The organism is Paenibacillus hodogayensis (genome assembly GCF_039536325.1).
GTDB classification, from domain to species: Bacteria; Bacillota; Bacilli; order Paenibacillales; family NBRC-103111; genus Paenibacillus_AB; species Paenibacillus_AB hodogayensis.
Genome location: NZ_BAAAYO010000010.1, coordinates 815,444 through 833,147 on the forward strand (window position 1 = coordinate 815,444; position 17,704 = coordinate 833,147).

At 60.8% G+C, this 17,704-nt stretch carries 3 protein-coding genes; all 3 read right to left on the reverse strand.

Annotated elements, in window-relative coordinates; genetic code table 11:
- Positions 1-92: 92 nt before the first annotated feature.
- From ABD796_RS22585 to ABD796_RS22595, 3 genes are read right to left on the reverse strand one after another with little or no spacing between them, the layout of a single operon-like run.
- Positions 93-770, reverse strand: coding sequence for a S1 family peptidase (locus tag ABD796_RS22585; protein ID WP_344912105.1), 678 nt, complete (start codon positions 768-770; stop codon positions 93-95).
- Positions 771-800: 30 nt separating this feature from the next.
- Positions 801-10,010, reverse strand: coding sequence for an FN3 associated domain-containing protein (locus ABD796_RS22590; RefSeq protein WP_344912108.1), 9,210 nt, complete (start codon positions 10,008-10,010; stop codon positions 801-803).
- Between the two features lie 32 nt (positions 10,011-10,042).
- Positions 10,043-17,695: an S-layer homology domain-containing protein gene (locus ABD796_RS22595; RefSeq protein ID WP_344912110.1), complete on the reverse strand. Its 7,653-nt coding sequence runs from the start codon at positions 17,693-17,695 to the stop codon at positions 10,043-10,045.
- Positions 17,696-17,704 lie beyond the last annotated feature (9 nt).

Genomic DNA, 17,704 nt, shown 5'->3' on the forward strand with positions numbered 1-17,704 from the left:
CCGGCGCCGCTTCATCGGCGGTACCGGGGCTTAAAGCCGTCATCGGCCATGGTAAGGGTGTCTTTTCGCCCAAAGCGGAAGCCGTTGCCGTTCTAGTTCGGCAGCAAACTCCGCATGTCTTCCATGGGGATGACCAGATGAATATTATTTATCGTCCGCAACGAGCCGGAGACGATCCCCGCCAAATTGCCGTACCGGTCGAGCACAGGGCCGCCGGACATGCCGCTCGCCACCTGGGCCGAAATCAGAACGCGATCCCGGCCGTTGATCTCCGCCTTGGGCGAGCTGACGATTCCCTCCGTAATAATCGGAGTGTTGGCCATCGGATAGCCGATCGCAAACACTTTCTCGCCGTATTTGAGCGCCGATCCGCGCTGCGGAACGGCAGCGTAGCCGCCCTGCTCCTTCTGAGCCGCAGCAGGCTCCGGCAGCTCGATGAGAGCGGCGTCGGTCGCTTCGTCGTACCCGACGACCTTGATCGGGCTTACCGTGCGCCCGTCGGGAAAAACGCCTTCCAGCCGTTCGCCGTCCTTAACGACATGATACGCCGTCGCCGCGAGACCGCCGGGGGTCAGAACGACCCCCGTCCCCGTCGCCTTCACGGAATCGTCGTCGCGCAAAATCCGCAAGTAGAAGACGGCGTCCCCGCTCCGTTCGAAGACGGCTTCCGCGTCGAAGACGGCAGGCTCGTTCGCCTGGACATTGGCGAACAGAAGCAGGCCCGACAGCAAAGGAAGAAGCAAACACCAGATTACTATCGTTCGTTTCATCGATCAGCCGCCTTCCTCCAAGCTTCCCGCTTATTTCAATGCAGGCATAATGTAATCGTAAGCCCAATGGTCTGCGGTCAGATCGCTGAACCGTGCCGGCAGGCGCTCGTTTTTCATCCCGATGATCCGGTTGATGACGACGACAGCCTGCGCCCGCGTAATTTCTCCGTCCGGCATGAACGTGCCGTCCGGGAAGCCGTCCACATAACCGGCCTTGGTGAATGCATTGACGTATTTTTCCGCCCAGTGGCCGGAAACGTCAGCCAGCAGTGTCTCCCCCGCATCGGCGATATCCAGCTTCAACACTCTGGACATCATCGCCACGAATTCGGCGCGCGTCAGCCCGTTGTTGCCGCGGAACGTACCGTCCGGATATCCTTCGATCAGGCCGGCGGAAGCGAAAAATGCGACCAGCGGCTCGGCGCTTTCCTTAACGTCCTCCAGTAGGCCGGCCACCGTTACGTCCTCTCTGTCCAGCAGGGGCTCCAACGCCTCTACCAGCTCGTACCTCGTAAGAGCCGCATCGGGCTTGAAGAGCCCGTTCTCGTAGCCGGTCATATATGGAATGCGGCCGGCCTCGCCCTTCATGTCGAATTTCGCTTTCTCGACCTCATAGGAGAACGTCATCACCCGATCGTCCTTATCGGTAATCGCCTTGATTACGGTGTTGCCGGTAATGATAATCCCGTCCTTGTAAACCGCGCTCTTCTTGGTCGGCACGCTGCCGTCCGTCGTATAGTAAATGATGCTGCCCTTTGGAGCGGTCAGCGTCAGCTTGCTGTTCAGGGCTATGGTCACCGGCGTTTTCCCGTCCGATTTTACGGTATTGGAGCCGATCTGCATCGTAATGTCCGGTGCCGGCGGAACGTAGAAGCCTCCGCCTCCTCCGACAGCTTGCCGCGAGAATGTGCCGGTCAGCACCTCGCTCGGCTCTTTGCCCGCGACCATCGTGACCGCCCGGATCGTTCCCGAATCCGATAGCTGGATCGGCCCGTTATACAACGTAGAGTTAGTTCCGGGCTGACCGCCGTTCAAGGTATAGTAAATGCGGGCCGACGGCTCGTCGGCGGACAGCGTCACCGACAACGATCCGGTGAACGTCCGGCTCGAGGTGCCGAATACCGGAGCCTTGGCCGTCTCTTCGTATAACGGCGCCGGGGCGTTCAGCACAATCGGACGGCTGTAGTCTTGAACCGTTACGCGCAGCTTGGCCGCATCTTTGGTCTTCAGCGTCCCTTTGATCGTTCCCGCCGCGTCGACGATGGATAGAGCTGCCGCATCTTCGGCCGACCAGACGACCTTGTTATCGCGGGTCAGCTCGAAAGGAGAGCCGATCCGGTGCACAAGATCGGAGTCGTTCAGCACGACGGCGGCTGCCGCGAGCTTCGATACGTCTTGTCCGGCAAACGACGCCAGCTGCGGATAGAAGCCCTGCGCAGACCTCCAGGCCGCCGCATCGAGGCCGGCGGGCAAGCTGCTTCCCGTCAGCTGGCGGGCGGACAACCCGATCGCTTCCCCGACCGCTCCGTCCGCGCGCGCCCCGGATTGGTCGTAATAAGCCGTTGCGTCCTTGAGCATCTGTTTGTTGAAATAAGCGTTCGAGATTGTCGCCGCCGCGTCTTTGCGGCCGGCGATGCCGCCGAACTGCGCTTTGCCGCGCTTGATTTTGCCCTCTACGGATGCGGTCGCTTCGCCAACATAGACCGCTCCGGCGATGGAGCCCCGCTCCGCATAACCGGCGATGCCGCCGGCCTTCGCTTCTGCCAAGCCGTTTGCTCCGACTTTCCCGGAAGCGTAAACCTGAACGACTTCGCCGCGGTTCGTACCCACGATCCCGCCGGCAATCGCATGATCCCCGCCGGCGCTCACGTCCATATAGGAGAAGCCGTTGCCAATATAGCCGACGGGCGCGTTCTCTCCCACGAGGCCGCCAACAGAGACGGTTACCGCCGACAACGCCGGTCCGACCGCATTATCGATCGCCGCGCCGCCCGTGTAGACCCGCTCCAAGCGCCCTTCGTTGTAGCCGGCGATTCCGCCGGACGGACCGCCTGTCGCCGTTACAATACCCAGGAAGGACGATCCGGTTATGGCTCCTCCATTAAAACCGATCAGACCGCCTATAAAATCGGTGCCATTCACGGTACCGGCGATCACCGACACGTCGTCGATGGAAGCGCCCGGATGGTTGATTCCGGCAACGATCCCCGCTTTGGACCCCGCCTGCACTTCCGCCTGCATAAAGCGGATGTTGGCGACGCGTCCGCGGTTTTCGGCTATAAAGCCCTGCAGGTCGGCGGCCGGTTTCGTCAAACGGAATCCCGTGATCGTATGGCCCTTCCCGTCCAAAAATCCGCGGAAGTCGGCGAACGGCTTCCATAAGCGGCCGCTCAGATCGATATCCGCCGCAAGAACGATCCGGGCGATCTCCGGCTTCTCCGTCGCGTCCCGCTTGAACAGCCGGTATAAGCCGAGGGCCGTAGGGTCGTTATACAAGGCGACCGCCCCGCCGAGCTGCTGCGCGTTATAAAGCGTCAGCTCCGCCCCCTTGGCATCGATCAGGAAGGCGGCGTCGAGATCGAAGCTCCAATCGCCGAACGCATAATTGCCGAAAACATCTTGTCGGCTTACGTCCGCCGAGCCGCCCTGATTGTAGCCGATCGGGTTCATACCGCCCAGATAGGCGGAGCGAATCACTTTACCGTCCCGGAACTGGTAGCCGACCAGCGAGCCTTTATACACGTTGGCTCCGCTAACGTTTACGGCTATATCCGGTTCGCGTGCGAATACGTCCTCCAGCGTACCGTCGTTATAGCCGACGAAGCCGCCGGTATACGAGCGGGTCGCATGATTGATCCCGGTCGTCGCGATGCTGCGCTGCGAGGAATAGGCGTGTCGGATGACGGCCCGCCGCTCCACGACTCCGGCAAACCCGCCGCTGGCCGTATCGAAGCCCGTATTCGCCGCATTGCCGGTCGCATAGGCGTCGACAATGACGTAACGGTCCACCGAGCCGGCAAAGCCGCCGACGTACGAGCCGGTAATGCCTTTGACGGCGACCGCTCCTGTAGCGTACACCCTTTCCATCCGCGCGTCGCCGATGCCCGCATCGCCGAGCAAACCGGCAAACCCGCCCGCATGGATCGTGTTGTCCGGATTGTCGCATAAAACCTCGACCGGAATGTCCGCAAAGGAGTCCGTTACCGCGACCGCATCGCCTCTACCGACAAAGCCGCCCACTCTTGTAGCCGGAACCGCGCCCGGATTGCGCACCGCGGCGCCGATCGCAATTTTTTGCCCGTTCGGAGCGGTTATGCGGGTATAATGGATCGCTCCCCCCGTTGCCCGCCCTACGATTCCGCCGACTTCGTAGACAGTTCCTGCGCCGGCCGTGATGCCGTTCTGCGCCCACGAGCCGACGATCACGCCGTCGCTTGCACCCGCGATGCCGCCTGCCGCAATCGTTCTGGCCCCATCCGCCAACAGGTCGGAGGTCGATTTGGCGCTGTAAATGGAAGCTGTCCGGTTCTGGCCGACGATGCCTCCGACGAACAAGTCCGCGCTGCTGCCCGATCCTTTCGCCTCGATCGTCTTGGAATGAACGTTTGCTTCATAAATGCCCCGGTATAACGGAATCATGCCGCCGAAGTCCAGAGACGCATGGACATCGTGCGAAGCGATAACCCCTGCAATGCCGCCGACGGCGCTCGTCCCCGATCCGATGACGGCGATGTCGGATACGACATCGGACTTGTACAAAATAGAGTGAACCGCCTTGCCGACGATCCCTCCCGCCGTCACGTTCACGCCGGACGCCCGCAGCGTCGCGTCGAATACGGCCTGATGCACGGCTGCGTTCGTCAGTTCCCCGGCGATGCCGCCGGCCAGCGCTTCGGCGCTTGGCTCGAGCGTGACGAGAACGATTTTGTCGACCTTTACGTTTTCCATATCGAACTTGTTAGTGCCGCTTCCTTCCTTGCTGCCGACAATCCCCCCGACCGTACCGTTTGCCGATATCGTCCGGCCTTCGCCGGTAGCGGTAACCGTCGCATTGCGGATCAGGCCTCCTGCCTCCGACCGGCCGATCAGGCCGCCCGCAACCGAGCCGGCGCCCTTCGCTTCCAGCACGCCGTCGGTAAACGTGACGGCCAGCCCATCCGCCGTGCCGGATATTTGACGGCCGATCAGACCGCCGAGCGTATTGCCCGCTCCCGCGGCATAGATCCGATAAGCCGCATTGATCGGACGGCTGATGCCCGATACGTCCCCGGACTGCTGCCCGATCAGGCCGCCTACGGTCGCGTTGCCCGCCAGGCTGCCGATGCTTCCTTCGGTTATGGTGAATTGGTACAAGCCCGGATGAAGCGCCATGACATTATCGCCGACAAGCCCGCCGGCAATCGAACCGGTACCTGTCGCCTCAATGCGGCTGCCGCCTTCCAGCGACAGCGAAATCGCCTCGAACGTTCCCGTATTCCGGCCCAGCACGCCGCCGACGGTGCCGCCGCTAACGGTCGAGCCGTTCAGCAGCTTGATCGAGATACGCGATACTTTCCCTTGATTCACCCCGGCCAGTACGCCGGTAAACTGCTGCCCGGCTACGGACAACGGCTCCATCACGACGTTATCGACTTGTCCCTTCGGGCCGATCACCCCGAACAGCCCGGAGTACGTCTGATCGGGAATCAGGCTTAACCCGTCGATCAGATGCGCGTTGCCTTCCAGCTTCCCTTGGAACGGATTCGCCTCGCTGCTGCCGATCGGCACCCACTGCTTCGATTGAATATGAATCGGGTTGGCGATCCGCACGATCCGGTCTTCGAAGGAAAACCGCTCGACGCCGGGGAACGAGCCGTTCACGACGGCCGCCAGACCGGCCAGCTCGGCCTCCGTCCGGATATCGTAATAAATGGCGTCCTTATCCCGCATATACCAATTGATGTTCGCGTTGACGTCGCTGCCGCTGCCCCCGTCTCCGCCCGTGTTGGCGCTGCGGTACAGCTCCGGATATTTATAGTCGGATTTCAGCGAGCCGTACTTCCACGTATCGCTGAAATCCCAGGTGGACAAGGCCGGGAAAATATCCCGTTCCTTGAGCGTCGAGGCCAATATCGTGCTCAGCCGCACATGCACCTGCAGCCAACGATGATTGCCTTCCGCAAAGTCCGGCAAATCGTGGTTGATTTTCTCGTCTTCGTCTTTGACGTAATAGTTTTTGTAGAGCAGCTCCTTGCTCGGGTTGTCGTATCGTCCGGCAAAGCCGCCGGCATAAGCTCCGCCAGCTGCATATACTTGACCCGCCGAATAGCTGGTCGTCACCGTCCCGTTGACGATTCTGCCGATAAAGCCGCCGGCGTACGAATAGTCGGCGCTAGCCGTGACTTCCCTGGCGGCATACGAATTCGTAATCGCTCCGCCGGCATGCTCGCCGACGAGGCCGCCCACGACCGAATAGATGCCTTCCGCCGTTACCTTGGAGCCGTTATACGATTTGTCGATCGTACCGCCGCCGCTATTGCGCCCGACGAGCCCGCCGAGAAAGACGGATTGGCTGTCCGTGCCGGTCGCGCGACCGACGATGTCGATGTCCACGTAGGAGGACAGCACGCGGCCTTTATTGTGACCAACCAAGCCACCGCCCAACGTATCGCGGCCTTCGATCGTCAAGTTCGCATTGGAGTACGTGTAATAAAGCGTTCCGGCTTCCGTGTTCAAGCCGACCAAACCGCCGATCGTGCTGCCGTCGCCTTTGACGGCTACGGGAATTTTATCGGCGATGCTGTTGTTCGCCACAAGCGTACGGTTTTCGCCGACCATGCCGCCCGTGACGGAGGAAGGCGCGGCTACCTGCACACTGCCGACGATGCGGCTGTTCTGAATCGTGCTCACCGCCGTCGCCGGATTCAGGCCGGCATCGCCCTCGCGCGCATCGTTAAGGCCGACAAAGCCGCCGACCGTAGGCGATACGGCGCCCGCATTAACTTTGATGCTCAGGTCCGCCATGTAATTGTTGGCAATAATGCCCGTATTGGAGCCTCGGTTGTAACCGGCGATGCCGCCGACGACGGTTTCGCCGCCGTTTACGACCAGATTCACCTTCTGGGTCGACAACCGTTCGATTTTGGTTTTCTCGCTATACCCGGCGATGCCGCCGACTGAACTGGACACGCTTGCCGCGGAGGTGGAAATCAGCACATTTTCCGCATTCGTCAAGGTTGCGTCGCCGGCGATTTTACCCTGCTCGATCCGACCGGCGATGCCGCCAACCGCCACCTGTGCGGCCTGTACGGACAATATCGCATAGTCCGGCGCGACCGCCGTTACCCGCGGGTTCGTAATGTCCGTCGTTTTGGCCCATCCCACGATGCCGCCTACGAACGAGTTCGGAACCGTCGTCGTCACAAGCGGCTCCTCGCCCGCCGTCACCAGCGCTCCGCTCACGACAGCCGCGGCAGCGCCGCCTGCGGGCGCTTCCGAATGTCCGGCCACCCCGCCTGCCTCGGCCGCCATGCCTTGCACGGAAATGACCGCATGACGACTTTCGCTGTTTTCCAGCGTGCCGGAATTGCTTCCGGCTATGCCGCCGACCCGGTTGGAAGCGCCGCTAGAACCGATCGCGATCCGCTCGGCCAGCCCTCTCTGCGTGAAGCCGCTATTTTCCCCGAACAGACCGCCGACCCGGGCAGCCGTTCCTTGCGAATCAAATGCGATTCCCGACGCGACAAGCGGATGCTCGCCCGTTCCGTGCACAGCTTCCGCCGGAATGGTTCCCGGGGCGACATCGTAAACGCCGGCAATGCCCCCCGCCCTGGCATTTGCCGCCGTAATGCGGAAATCCAGCTGCTCGGTTTTCACATATGCGATAGGAGCGCGGCTCGCGCCGAACGCTCCGCCTATGCGGCTATCGTCGGACTTGATCTCGAATTTCAGCTGCTTGACCCGCACAGGCGTACCGGCAGCGCCTACCGACGCCTCGCCCGTCAACGAGCCGGCTACGCCGCCAAGCGTATATTGGCTCCGGCCGCTTTCGTTCAGCAAGCCGACGTTCTCGACGGCGCTTGCGGCAATCGTCAGGGCAGCTTCGTTCTGCCCGACGATCCCCCCGGCCGTCAGCCGGTCGATGCCGTCCGGAGCGTTGCGCACGTCCGCTTCCACACGCACGCTGTAGCCGTCTGCATAAGCCGCGTCTCCGACCGTTGCCGCTTGGATGACGCCTTGCGCCTTACCGGCTATGCCGCCTGCCGAGCCGTCCTTCGTCCGGACGGTCAGCTTCGTGAAGACGACGGCAGCCGTATCGATCGTTCCTTTCGAATAGCCGGCCACGCCTCCGATTACGCCGTCGGCCCGAATGGCCGCGTAGTCGGCCGCCGTATTGCCGACCTGAACGCCGGTTATCTTGCCTCCGTCCATATAGCCGGCGATGCCCCCCGTGTACGCGTAGGAGCCGCCGGTAGAGGTCAGCTTGCCCTGGAACGACGACTGATTGACCGTTCCGCTGCCGCTGCCGTTGACGTAATAGCCGACAATGCCGCCGGTGCTGATCGTGTGGCTCGCATCCGATGCGGCGCCCGTTACCTCGATTTCGTTAGTGAAGGAAGCGCCGGATATCGCCTTATCGGCGCCTTCATTCGGCACGAGCCCGATAAAGCCGCCGGTATACAGCTTCGTTTGCCCGATTACCGTTATTTTGGCGGTACTGTATACGTTGCTGCTCGGCTCGCCCGACGTTCTGGCATAAGCCCGGTTGCCGACAACGCCCCCCGTATACAACCCGGTTCCGCCATGTACCGTTATGGCCCCGCTGTTACCGTAAGCTTGAGCCGCCGGATGGTCGAACAGCACGCGGCCGCCCGCATAGCCCACCAGACCGGCCGTGTAAGCTTCGTCCGGCTTCGCCGCCAGAGCTCCGCCCGATACGGCAATCGGCGCCGTGTTTTTGGCAAAGCCGCCGAACCGCAAATCGCCGGTAATGTGTCCGATCAGACCGCCGGTATACATCGGGCCGCTGCCCGTTGCCGTAATGCCGACGGTATTCACATAGCTTTGTTCCCAGGTAAAGGAGCTGGCGATCAGACCGGCAAGCCCGCCGGTATGAACGTTGGCGCCGCCGTGGTTGACGACGGGCGCCGTATTGGCGAAAGCCAGAGAAAACACGGGATCGATTTGCTGGGCCGTTATGGCGCCTGCGAGACCGCCCGCATACGTGCCGCTCGCCGACGCCGCTTCGATCTCGACCGCTCCGCTGTTCGTCGTATTGTTCGAGAACGAAGCCTCCCCGCCCGCTTTGCCGACGATACCGCCAGCATAACCGGTCTGCCCGCCGGCAATCTTGACGGCTGCCGTATTAACGAGCGGCGTATTGTCCTCAGCCATAACTATCGACCCGAGCGCGGACCCGGCGATACCGCCGGCATGCAGCGCCCCGCTGCCGCTCACGCCCACCGCCCCGTTATTGGTCGCTTTCTTGACTTTCAATCCGCCGTTATCCGCACGGCCGACGATACCGCCCGCATGGGCGTTCGCTCCGCTTACGGTGACTGGTGCCTGATTGAACGAATTCGAGACGCTTCCTTCGCCCGAACCGACGATGCCGCCTGCGTAGACGCTCGTCGACAGTGCATTGACGTTCAACGCGATCTGATTCGTCACATTGTACACCGCGCTGTTGTTGATCATCCTTCCGACGGCTGCGCCGGCATACAACCCGCCGTACACGTCGTTGCTCACGCTTCCTCCGTAGACGTTCTCGGTTACCGAAATCGTGCCATTGCCGGCGAATACGAAGCCGCCGACCGTTCCGTTGTCCATGAAACCGACGAGCCCGGCGTAAATAGCGCCTCCGGTGATGCTCATGCCGGACACCGTAAACACTTGCCCGCCTTGGGCGATCAAGCTGCCCCTGAACGGGCTGGATGCCGTACCGATCGGCACCCAGGCATAGGCGGACAAGTCCAGATTGCGGTCAACCTGCAGCAATTTGCCGCTGAAGCCGTTGACCTGAACGGGCGTGCCATCCGCCCGTTTCCCTTCGTTGACCAGCTTGGCGATGCCGGCCAGCTTCTCCGGCGTATCGATAACAAACGATGCGTATGTCGAAATATACCAGTCCGTATCCGCATGCTCCAGCCACGTTCCCGAGACAGCCTCGGCCCGGAACAATCGCAGCCCCGTCCAAGCCGATACCGTCAGAAGCAGCACGGCGAACAGAGCCGCATATACCGCTTTGCGCTTCAAAACCATCTATGCACCGCCTTCGTTAATATCCTCAATGTTTATTTGCCCGTTATATAACGGTCCAGCCGGGTGGCGATTGCGGCGGCTTGGGCCCGGGTCAGCGAATCCGCGGAACGGATCAGACCGTTATCCCCCTCGATGATGCCCGCCTTGATGCTGAGCGCAACCGGAATTTTCCCCCAATCCGGAATCTGCTCCTTGTCTCCGTAAGCATCCAGAATACGCTCGACTTCCTCTTCCCCGATCTCCTCGCCGATGCCGAGCGCCTTCAGAAGCCGTCCGGCCATCGTCATCGCCTCCAGCCGGGACAATGTCGCCTCCGGAGCGAAGCGGCCATCCTCCAGCCCGTTCACGATACCCATACGGGCGGCCACCGACACGCTGCGGCCGAACCAATCGTTCTCGCTCACATCGTGGAAGCTCGCCGTACCGGTCTTGCTCATCCAGCCTGCGACCCTAAGCAGCAGCGTCGGGTATTCCGCTCGCGTAATGCGGCTTTCCGGATCGAAGCGGTCGGGCTGCTTGCCCTGCACGAACAGCTTCGCCGACGCTTCGTCGATAACCGCCTTGCCCCAGAAATCCGCAGCCACGTCGCCGAACGTTCTGGTATTGCGAATCAAGCCAACGCTGCCGCTGCCGGTCAGGCGTACATCGACGTAAGCCTGCCCCTCGCCCTCATCGAGCCTCCAGGGCACCGGGGTCCAGCTTCCGTCCGCATTTGCGGTAATAACCGCCGTTATGTCGCCTTGCTGCAATCCTTCCGGAACAGGAAGCCGCAGAGCCAGATAAGAGTTCCAATTCGCCTCCGGCACGTTCGTCTCGACGGTTACGCCCTGCCCGTCCGCCAGCAAAGCGGCTTCCACGGAGCCGGCTATCCCCTTCAGCGCAGCGAGCTCCGCCTCTCCGTTCGGAGCGACCCTGACTTCGAGCTCCTCCTTCATTCCGGCCAGCATATCCGGCGTAATGACCAGGCGGGCTGTCGGCAGCTCGATCACAATATGTTTCTTATTGCGGACAGCCCATTGCCCGATCTCCCGCTCGAAGCGGAACGTATAGTTTTTGACCGACGCGTCATTCATGGCTACCACGATATCGCTGCCGGCGTCGGCAGCCGCGTCTTTTGCCTTAATGCGGGCGGTCAGCGCGTCTCCCTTTCGCTCCGCTTCGACAGCTTGCCCGTTGACGGTGAGCCCGCTTTTGCCCGCTGACGGGAAGCCGCCTCCTCCACCGCCTCCGCCGCCGATGCCTGGAGACGCAGCGCTCCAAATAGCCGCGGTCAGCAAGCCGCTTGCGGCGTCGGCCCGCTTGGTCGACGACGCTCTCGTCGCCACGATGACCGTATCGCCGGACTTTGCGGCGATCTCCCCGTTCTGCGGCAGGAAGCTCCATGCGCTGATGTCCTGATTCCATTGCGGAATGACCGCTTCCGAGCGATTCGGATACACGCGGTAAACGAGCTGGCGTCCGGTCAAATCTCCGGCCGAACGGATAACGACCTTGGTGCGGGACGTGTTTCCGGTCACTGCGGCCGTGTAGGCGTCGATCGCCCCCAGGCCGGCCGGCTTGGACGTTTCGACGGAAGCCGCGAGCATTCCCTCAAGGGAGACGCTATCGGAGATGGCGTATCGGGCCGTAATCAGGCTCGAGCCGACGCTCAGCCCGGTCATCGTGCCGTCCTTCTCCAGCCTTATCGCATCGCCCGTCGTCACCTCGTAGCTCAACCGGCTGCGGTCCTCGGCAGGCACGGCGATTTCCTTGAATTTCGGCTTGCCCTGTCCGTCTTTGCCGTCTGGAACGCGCAAATACGGCTCGATAGCCGCCTTTTCGCCGGGCTGAAGAGTCTTCGCGCTCTTGAATACGAGGGCTACCGGCACACGGAACGAGTCGCTTGTCACCGACACGTCGGCGCGGTTCTCGTTGCCTGCGCCGTCGCGGGCGACGATGGCCAGCGTCACCGCCGGCTCCGCGCCCGATACGTTCACCTGACCGCTGAACTTTCCGTCGTCCGCAACCGTCAGCCGGGTTCCGTTCACCGTCAGGACCGCGTCGTTGGACGTTGTGCCGGAAACGGTAATCAGTCCGTTTTTCGACCGGACTCCGGTCGACGGCTCGTCGATGTACAGGATCGGCGGACTCGTGTCCACCGTCAAGTACAGCATCGTTACCGACACATCGCCCGTGTCCGTGTTGGTCGAAACGAGCTCAATGGCATACGGGCCGTCCGTCTTGAACCGGTCGAAGCGGAGCGTCCCGCGGCTGCCGTTCGCCGTATTCGTCAAAGCCGTGGAACCGAGAGACTGCTCGGCGTAAAAAGCTTCCACGACGACGTTCCGCTGATCCGACGAAACGTCGATCGTCTGCTCGGTTTTATTCGTAAGCCGCTCGATATAAGCCGGCTGATCGAACCCGCTAGTTCCGTCTGCCGCTGCGATCGAGACGGCGGCTGCCGCCTCGTCCGTCTTCAGCTTCGGCTTGGCCGGCACCGGCAGCAGCTTCTTGCCGCTGTCGATCCTGCCTGCGTAATGCACATTCTCATGCTTGTCGGCGTCCTTCGGCGGCTTGGTCGCCGCCGTCACGCCGATCACGTACTCTTCGCCGACTTTAAGGCCGGAGTACGTTACGTTTTTCAAATCGAGCGTCGTTCCGTTCAAGCTTCCCTGATTGATCTCGTCCGAAGTCGACATCGCCGTCCAGCCGCCGACGGGGATGCCTTCGTACTTGCCGCTCGCCGCGTTCCAATGACCGGCCAGCTCGGCTTCGGTCAGCAGCTGCTCGGCAAAGTTCGGATAAGCCGCCAGCTTGCCGCCCGCCTCCTGCAGCGCTTCGATCCGGTAGCTGCGCTCGAAGGGCTCTTGACCCGGCCGCGGCGCGCCCGGCTTGAAGGAAAGCGCGAAGTAGCCGTTGCCTGCCGGCTTGATGTCCACTTCGCTTACTTCGGCAGGCGCCAGCGGGTCGACGATATCGAATTTCTCGACCGACGTCTTCGTGCCGAAGCCTGCGTTCGATTTCAGCTCGGCGCGCACATAGTAGCTTCCCTGCTGCAGCAGGCCGCGAATGTCTTCCGTATCGCCGAGCAGCGGAACCCGCGTCACATCGATGGAATAGCTGCCGCTGCTTGTCACTCCCGTAACGTCTCCGCCCTGCGCCACAGGCACATTTTTGGCGATCAGCAAGCCCGGTTCGCCCGGTTCCAGCACTTCTTTGCCGTCCGCGAGCTTCGTCGTTGCCGTCGAAACCGCATCCTTCGTCAAGTACAGATTGACCGTGTCGCCCGCCTTCGCGTTGTCCACGCTCCAACCCGCGGTAAACACGTTGGCGTCGGAGCTGTTCTTGGCCAGGCTTACGCTCTTCAGCTCCGGTCCGACCGGCACGTTCAGCAGCCGCGTTTCCACGGGGGATACCGCGGTCAGCGTCCATTTGCCCCCCAGCTTGGCCTGGCTTTGCGGAACGATGACATACGCCCGCTTAATATCGACTTTGCTGGAGCTATCCTTGCTGGACACAATCTGATGAAACGCGTTGGCCTGCGGGTTCGTGTTGTTGTCGTCGAATACGACCGGATACGACCTGCCTGCGGCGTCTTTGACCGTAAAAGCCGGCATGTCCTTGCTCTCGTATTCAATTTCGATCAGCGCGTTGCCGGTTACCGCATCCAGCGGTATTTCGTGCACGCGTCCGCCGTTTTTCGCGTTAATGCCGCCAATTCCCATGTTCAGCGAACCGTTGTCGAGAATTTTGACGCCTTCCGCTACATCGCGGTAGACGATCTCGTGGGTTTGCTGTTCCGTATCGATGCGCGAGGTCGCGATCGTCTCCATTCCCTGCCCGATGACGAGCAGCTGCGGGCCGCGCTCGGGATCTTCCACCAGCAAATGAACGAAGCCTTCCGGCAATCCTTCGCCCGAGGTGCCGAATTCGACGCCGCCGCCCCAGTAGTACGTAACGCCGAGCGAGATGAACAGGATGCCTACGCTGCCCCATATTTTATCGTTGTTGATGCCGAAGAACACGCTGGCCAGCGGCAAGCCGCCGACGACGGGCACGCCGCTCGGTATTTGCAGCTTGGCTCCCAGATAGCCTTCGAAGTCCGTTCTGTTTTTCTCGAGATTTTGTCCGACGAAGATGCCCGCCTTGCCGACGATGACATCCCAGCCGCCGATGTCCACCTCGGCCTGCAGCCGTACGAACCATGGAGTCACCCATTGGGCTTCGAGCAGCGCCTTGCTGATCATCGGCACGAGATCCTTCTTATCCGGGTCCATCTTGACGGAGAAGTCGAGCTTGCCCTGCAGCGCGATGCCCGTTCTTTTCACCGTCATGTCGATATCGCCGAAATGGTATGCCGGCGCGATGCCGAACCGCATGCTGACGCCGGCTTGGACAACGAGCGGGAACGGGTCCTTGCTCGTGCCCCCAGCGATCGTGTCGGCCAGCTCGCGCACCGCACCGCGTACGGCGGTCAAGTAAGTCGCTCCCGTAATGAGCACCCCCGGCTTGCCGAGCGTCGTGCCGAAGGCGATTACGTCGGGCAGGATGCGGCCGTCGGCCACCTTTTTCAAGGAAAGCTCCGCCTGCACTTCCAGCGCTTTAATGTCCGCCTTGAACTTCACTCCGTACCGGTTCGAGACGTCCGGCACGTCCTGCACGTAGTGAACGACGTTGATTTCGCCGCTTGCGCCCTTCTTGTCCGCTTTTTTGCCGTCCTTCTTCTTCGCTTCGAACAGGCCGAGGTCTTTGCTCAGGTCGAACTTCAACCCCGCGTCCACCCCCACGAACCCTTTGCTGTTAAAAATGACGTTGCGCACCTCGGCATCGACAATTTTCATCGAAAGCTTGCCGCCGAACGAAATGCCGCCCTGCCGCAGGATGAAATCGTTGAAGGAAAAACCGAAGCCGGAAATCGAGAAGCTCGGCGGCGCGAATAAGCTCTGCTTGTTAAAGTACACGTGAGTCAGCATGAGCTGGCGAAGCGGATTAAGCCGGTCGCCAAGCGCCCCCACCGCCCAGCTGAGCGTGCCGTTCAGGCTGTCGTCCTCTTCGTTGTCTTCGCTGTCCGGAAATATTTGATTCTCGATGACGTAGCCTTCGCCCAACGTTTTGTTGAAACCGTTGAAGAAATCCAGCGTCCATTCGCCCTGGTGGAAAATAAAGCCGCTGCCCGCCACGCTGAGCGTCCCTTCGCCCTTGACGAACAAGGTGTCGAAAAACGGCATCGTATTGTAGCCGTTCACACCCGAGGCAGCATTGAAAATATCCAGCTTGCCCCGAACGAATACCATATCCTTGCCTTTGTACGCGACGGAATCGTTAATGATCGCCGGCTCGGTTTTCGTGTCAACGACAACCTGCTGATCCGTACCCGTGCCGACCTGCTTGATCATGCCGCGCACGTTGACCAGCATTTCTCGGACCGGTTCTCCGCGCGCGTCCGTCTCGTCAAAAAAGCGGTCGTACTCCTGCTGCGAGTCGAACAGCCGGTACTGGTAGGCCGGAACCTCCTTCAAGGAATCGTCGGACAGGAATTCATTCAGCTTGAATTTCGGGTCCAGCGCCTTGCTGGCCGCGCCTACGTACTGCTTGGCCGACTTATAAACGGTAACGGCGCTGTACAAGTCGGTGCCGCTGGCAAAAGGCTTTCCAGGGAAAGCTTCGTTGATTTCCTTCAGCAGATTGCCGCCAATCGAAGGCGTCACGTGGGATAAATCGACCTTCTGCTTGTAAACGGCCAGCAGTCCCGCTTCCCGGATGCGGGATTGCGGATTGTCGGTCACGCTGAACGTCTGCTTCGTCGTGATGTTATACATGGCGGCGATCTCCGCATCGCCCCCGGTTTCGCCTTTAAAGACGATCTCGACCTGGTATTCGCCGAGCGGCAGATCGGCCCCCAATCCGCCTTGCAGTACGTTGCCGGCGCTGTCGACCAGCGCTCCGCCGCGGTAGGTGATGCGCATGTCTCCGGAGAAGCCGTCGTCCGAAGGCTGGAGAATGACGGACTCCTTTACCGGAACCTTGTACCGTTTGCCGGTCAGCTTCTCCTTCAAAAACAGATCGAAGTTCGGTTCGGCATTGGCGCTGCCGGCCGTGTATGCCTCGATATTCGTCAGGTTGACGGTCAAATATTTTACGTCGCTGCTGAACAGCTCTTTGGGCGAAAGCCCGTACGCGTAAGTGGCGGCCGCCTGTCCGATCGGCGGCAGCAGGATAAAATTCGCCTTGCTCGACTCGTATTGGGCTTTGATGCTCTCGTCCTCGATGCCCTCGACCTTGCCTTGCGTCTCCGGGCTTCTCGCCGTCATCAAGTATTCCTTCGTAGTCGGCCACGGCTTGCCCTTCGCCTGCACCTTGAAGGAAGCGACAATCGTATCGCCCGGCTTGTATTTGGGCTTGATGCCCTGAGCCGCCTCCTCCGGCGTAGCGGGCTTGATGAACTGCAGCTCCTTGCTGCGGTACGCTTCGGTCGCGACCTTGCCGTTCTTGTCCCGCACGATCTTCCCAGCCTCGTCCAGCTTGACGAAGTTGAGCCCGCTTTCCAAGCTCAGCTGCACCGTGATGTCCGTATGCTCCATATTGAACATCGCCAGGTTCTCCACCTCGGCGGTAATATCGAACACGCCCTCGTCGGCATAATCGCTGTTGTCCCCGAGCGTCGCCAATTGCTGCGCCGTGTCCATGAAACGGATGGAGAACGCCTTGTCCGGCTCGATAATCTCTCCCAGTCCGTATACGGTTTCGAACGATTGCGCGGCCATGTTCGCCAGCGGCTTCGGCTTCCAATAAAAAGCAACCGCGGAGTCGGCCGTGCCGAAATCGTTCGTATCCCTCGTGAAATCGAGGTTGCCGTTCGGCGTGTAATCCCATTTGGTGTTCGCGAGTCCGTTCCAATGGCCCACGATCATCTCGTCGACGATATGGATGTTGTTCTCGGCAAAATTGTTGAAGCCGTACGCCACCACATTGGTAGCGAGCGGGTTGGACAAATCCAGCTTGTCCCGCATGACCCAGTAAGGAGGCAGCTTATACAGCGCCCGGTCCTCCTCAGAGATGTTCGGGTCCGCTTCGGGATTATGGACAAGCTTGCGCTCGACCATCAGCGGCACTTTGTACGCCGTGCCGATCTGGAACTCCGGTCCGTCGTTGCCGGCGACCATCGTATCGAGCAATATGCGCGATCCGAGCTCGACCTGGGCTCCGCTGCGGTTCAACACTTCATAGCGCACATTGACGTTGCCGGCTCTTGTCTTGTCCGCGGATGACAAGTACAGCATCAACACCTGCTTGATCTCGACGCCCTTGATTTTCCACACCGTCTCGATCTGCTGCGTGCCGTCCGAATTGACGACAATACGCGGCTTCGTAATCTCCGAGAAGAAATTGGCGGCGAATTTGTAGGGGTTGCCGAAAATATAATCCGTTCCGTCGATCCGGAACGTCGTGAAGGACGTTTCCGGATCGTCGCCGCGGAACAGCATGTTGACGTTCTGGTCGTTTTTGCGGATCGGCTGGCCCTCCACGGTGCGGATGCCAAAGCGGCCGGTGCCGTTGTCGACCGTAACTTTAATGAAATCGTTTTGCAGCACCGTCTTGTTCGGTGTGCTCGCCTCCGCGGCGAGCACCGTCGTGATGCCGGTCAGCGAGCTTGCAAGAAGTATAAAAACAAGTAAGAGTGCTAGCGTCCTATTGACGAGCTTCACCTGAGCGCC

Bases quoted from the DNA above. Each gene is read 5' to 3' on its own strand.
- ABD796_RS22585 (WP_344912105.1), bottom strand. From the start codon at position 770: ATGAAACGAACGATAGTAATCTGGTGTTTGCTTCTTCCTTTGCTGTCG.
- ABD796_RS22590 (WP_344912108.1), bottom strand. From the start codon at position 10,010: ATGGTTTTGAAGCGCAAAGCGGTATATGCGGCTCTGTTCGCCGTGCTG.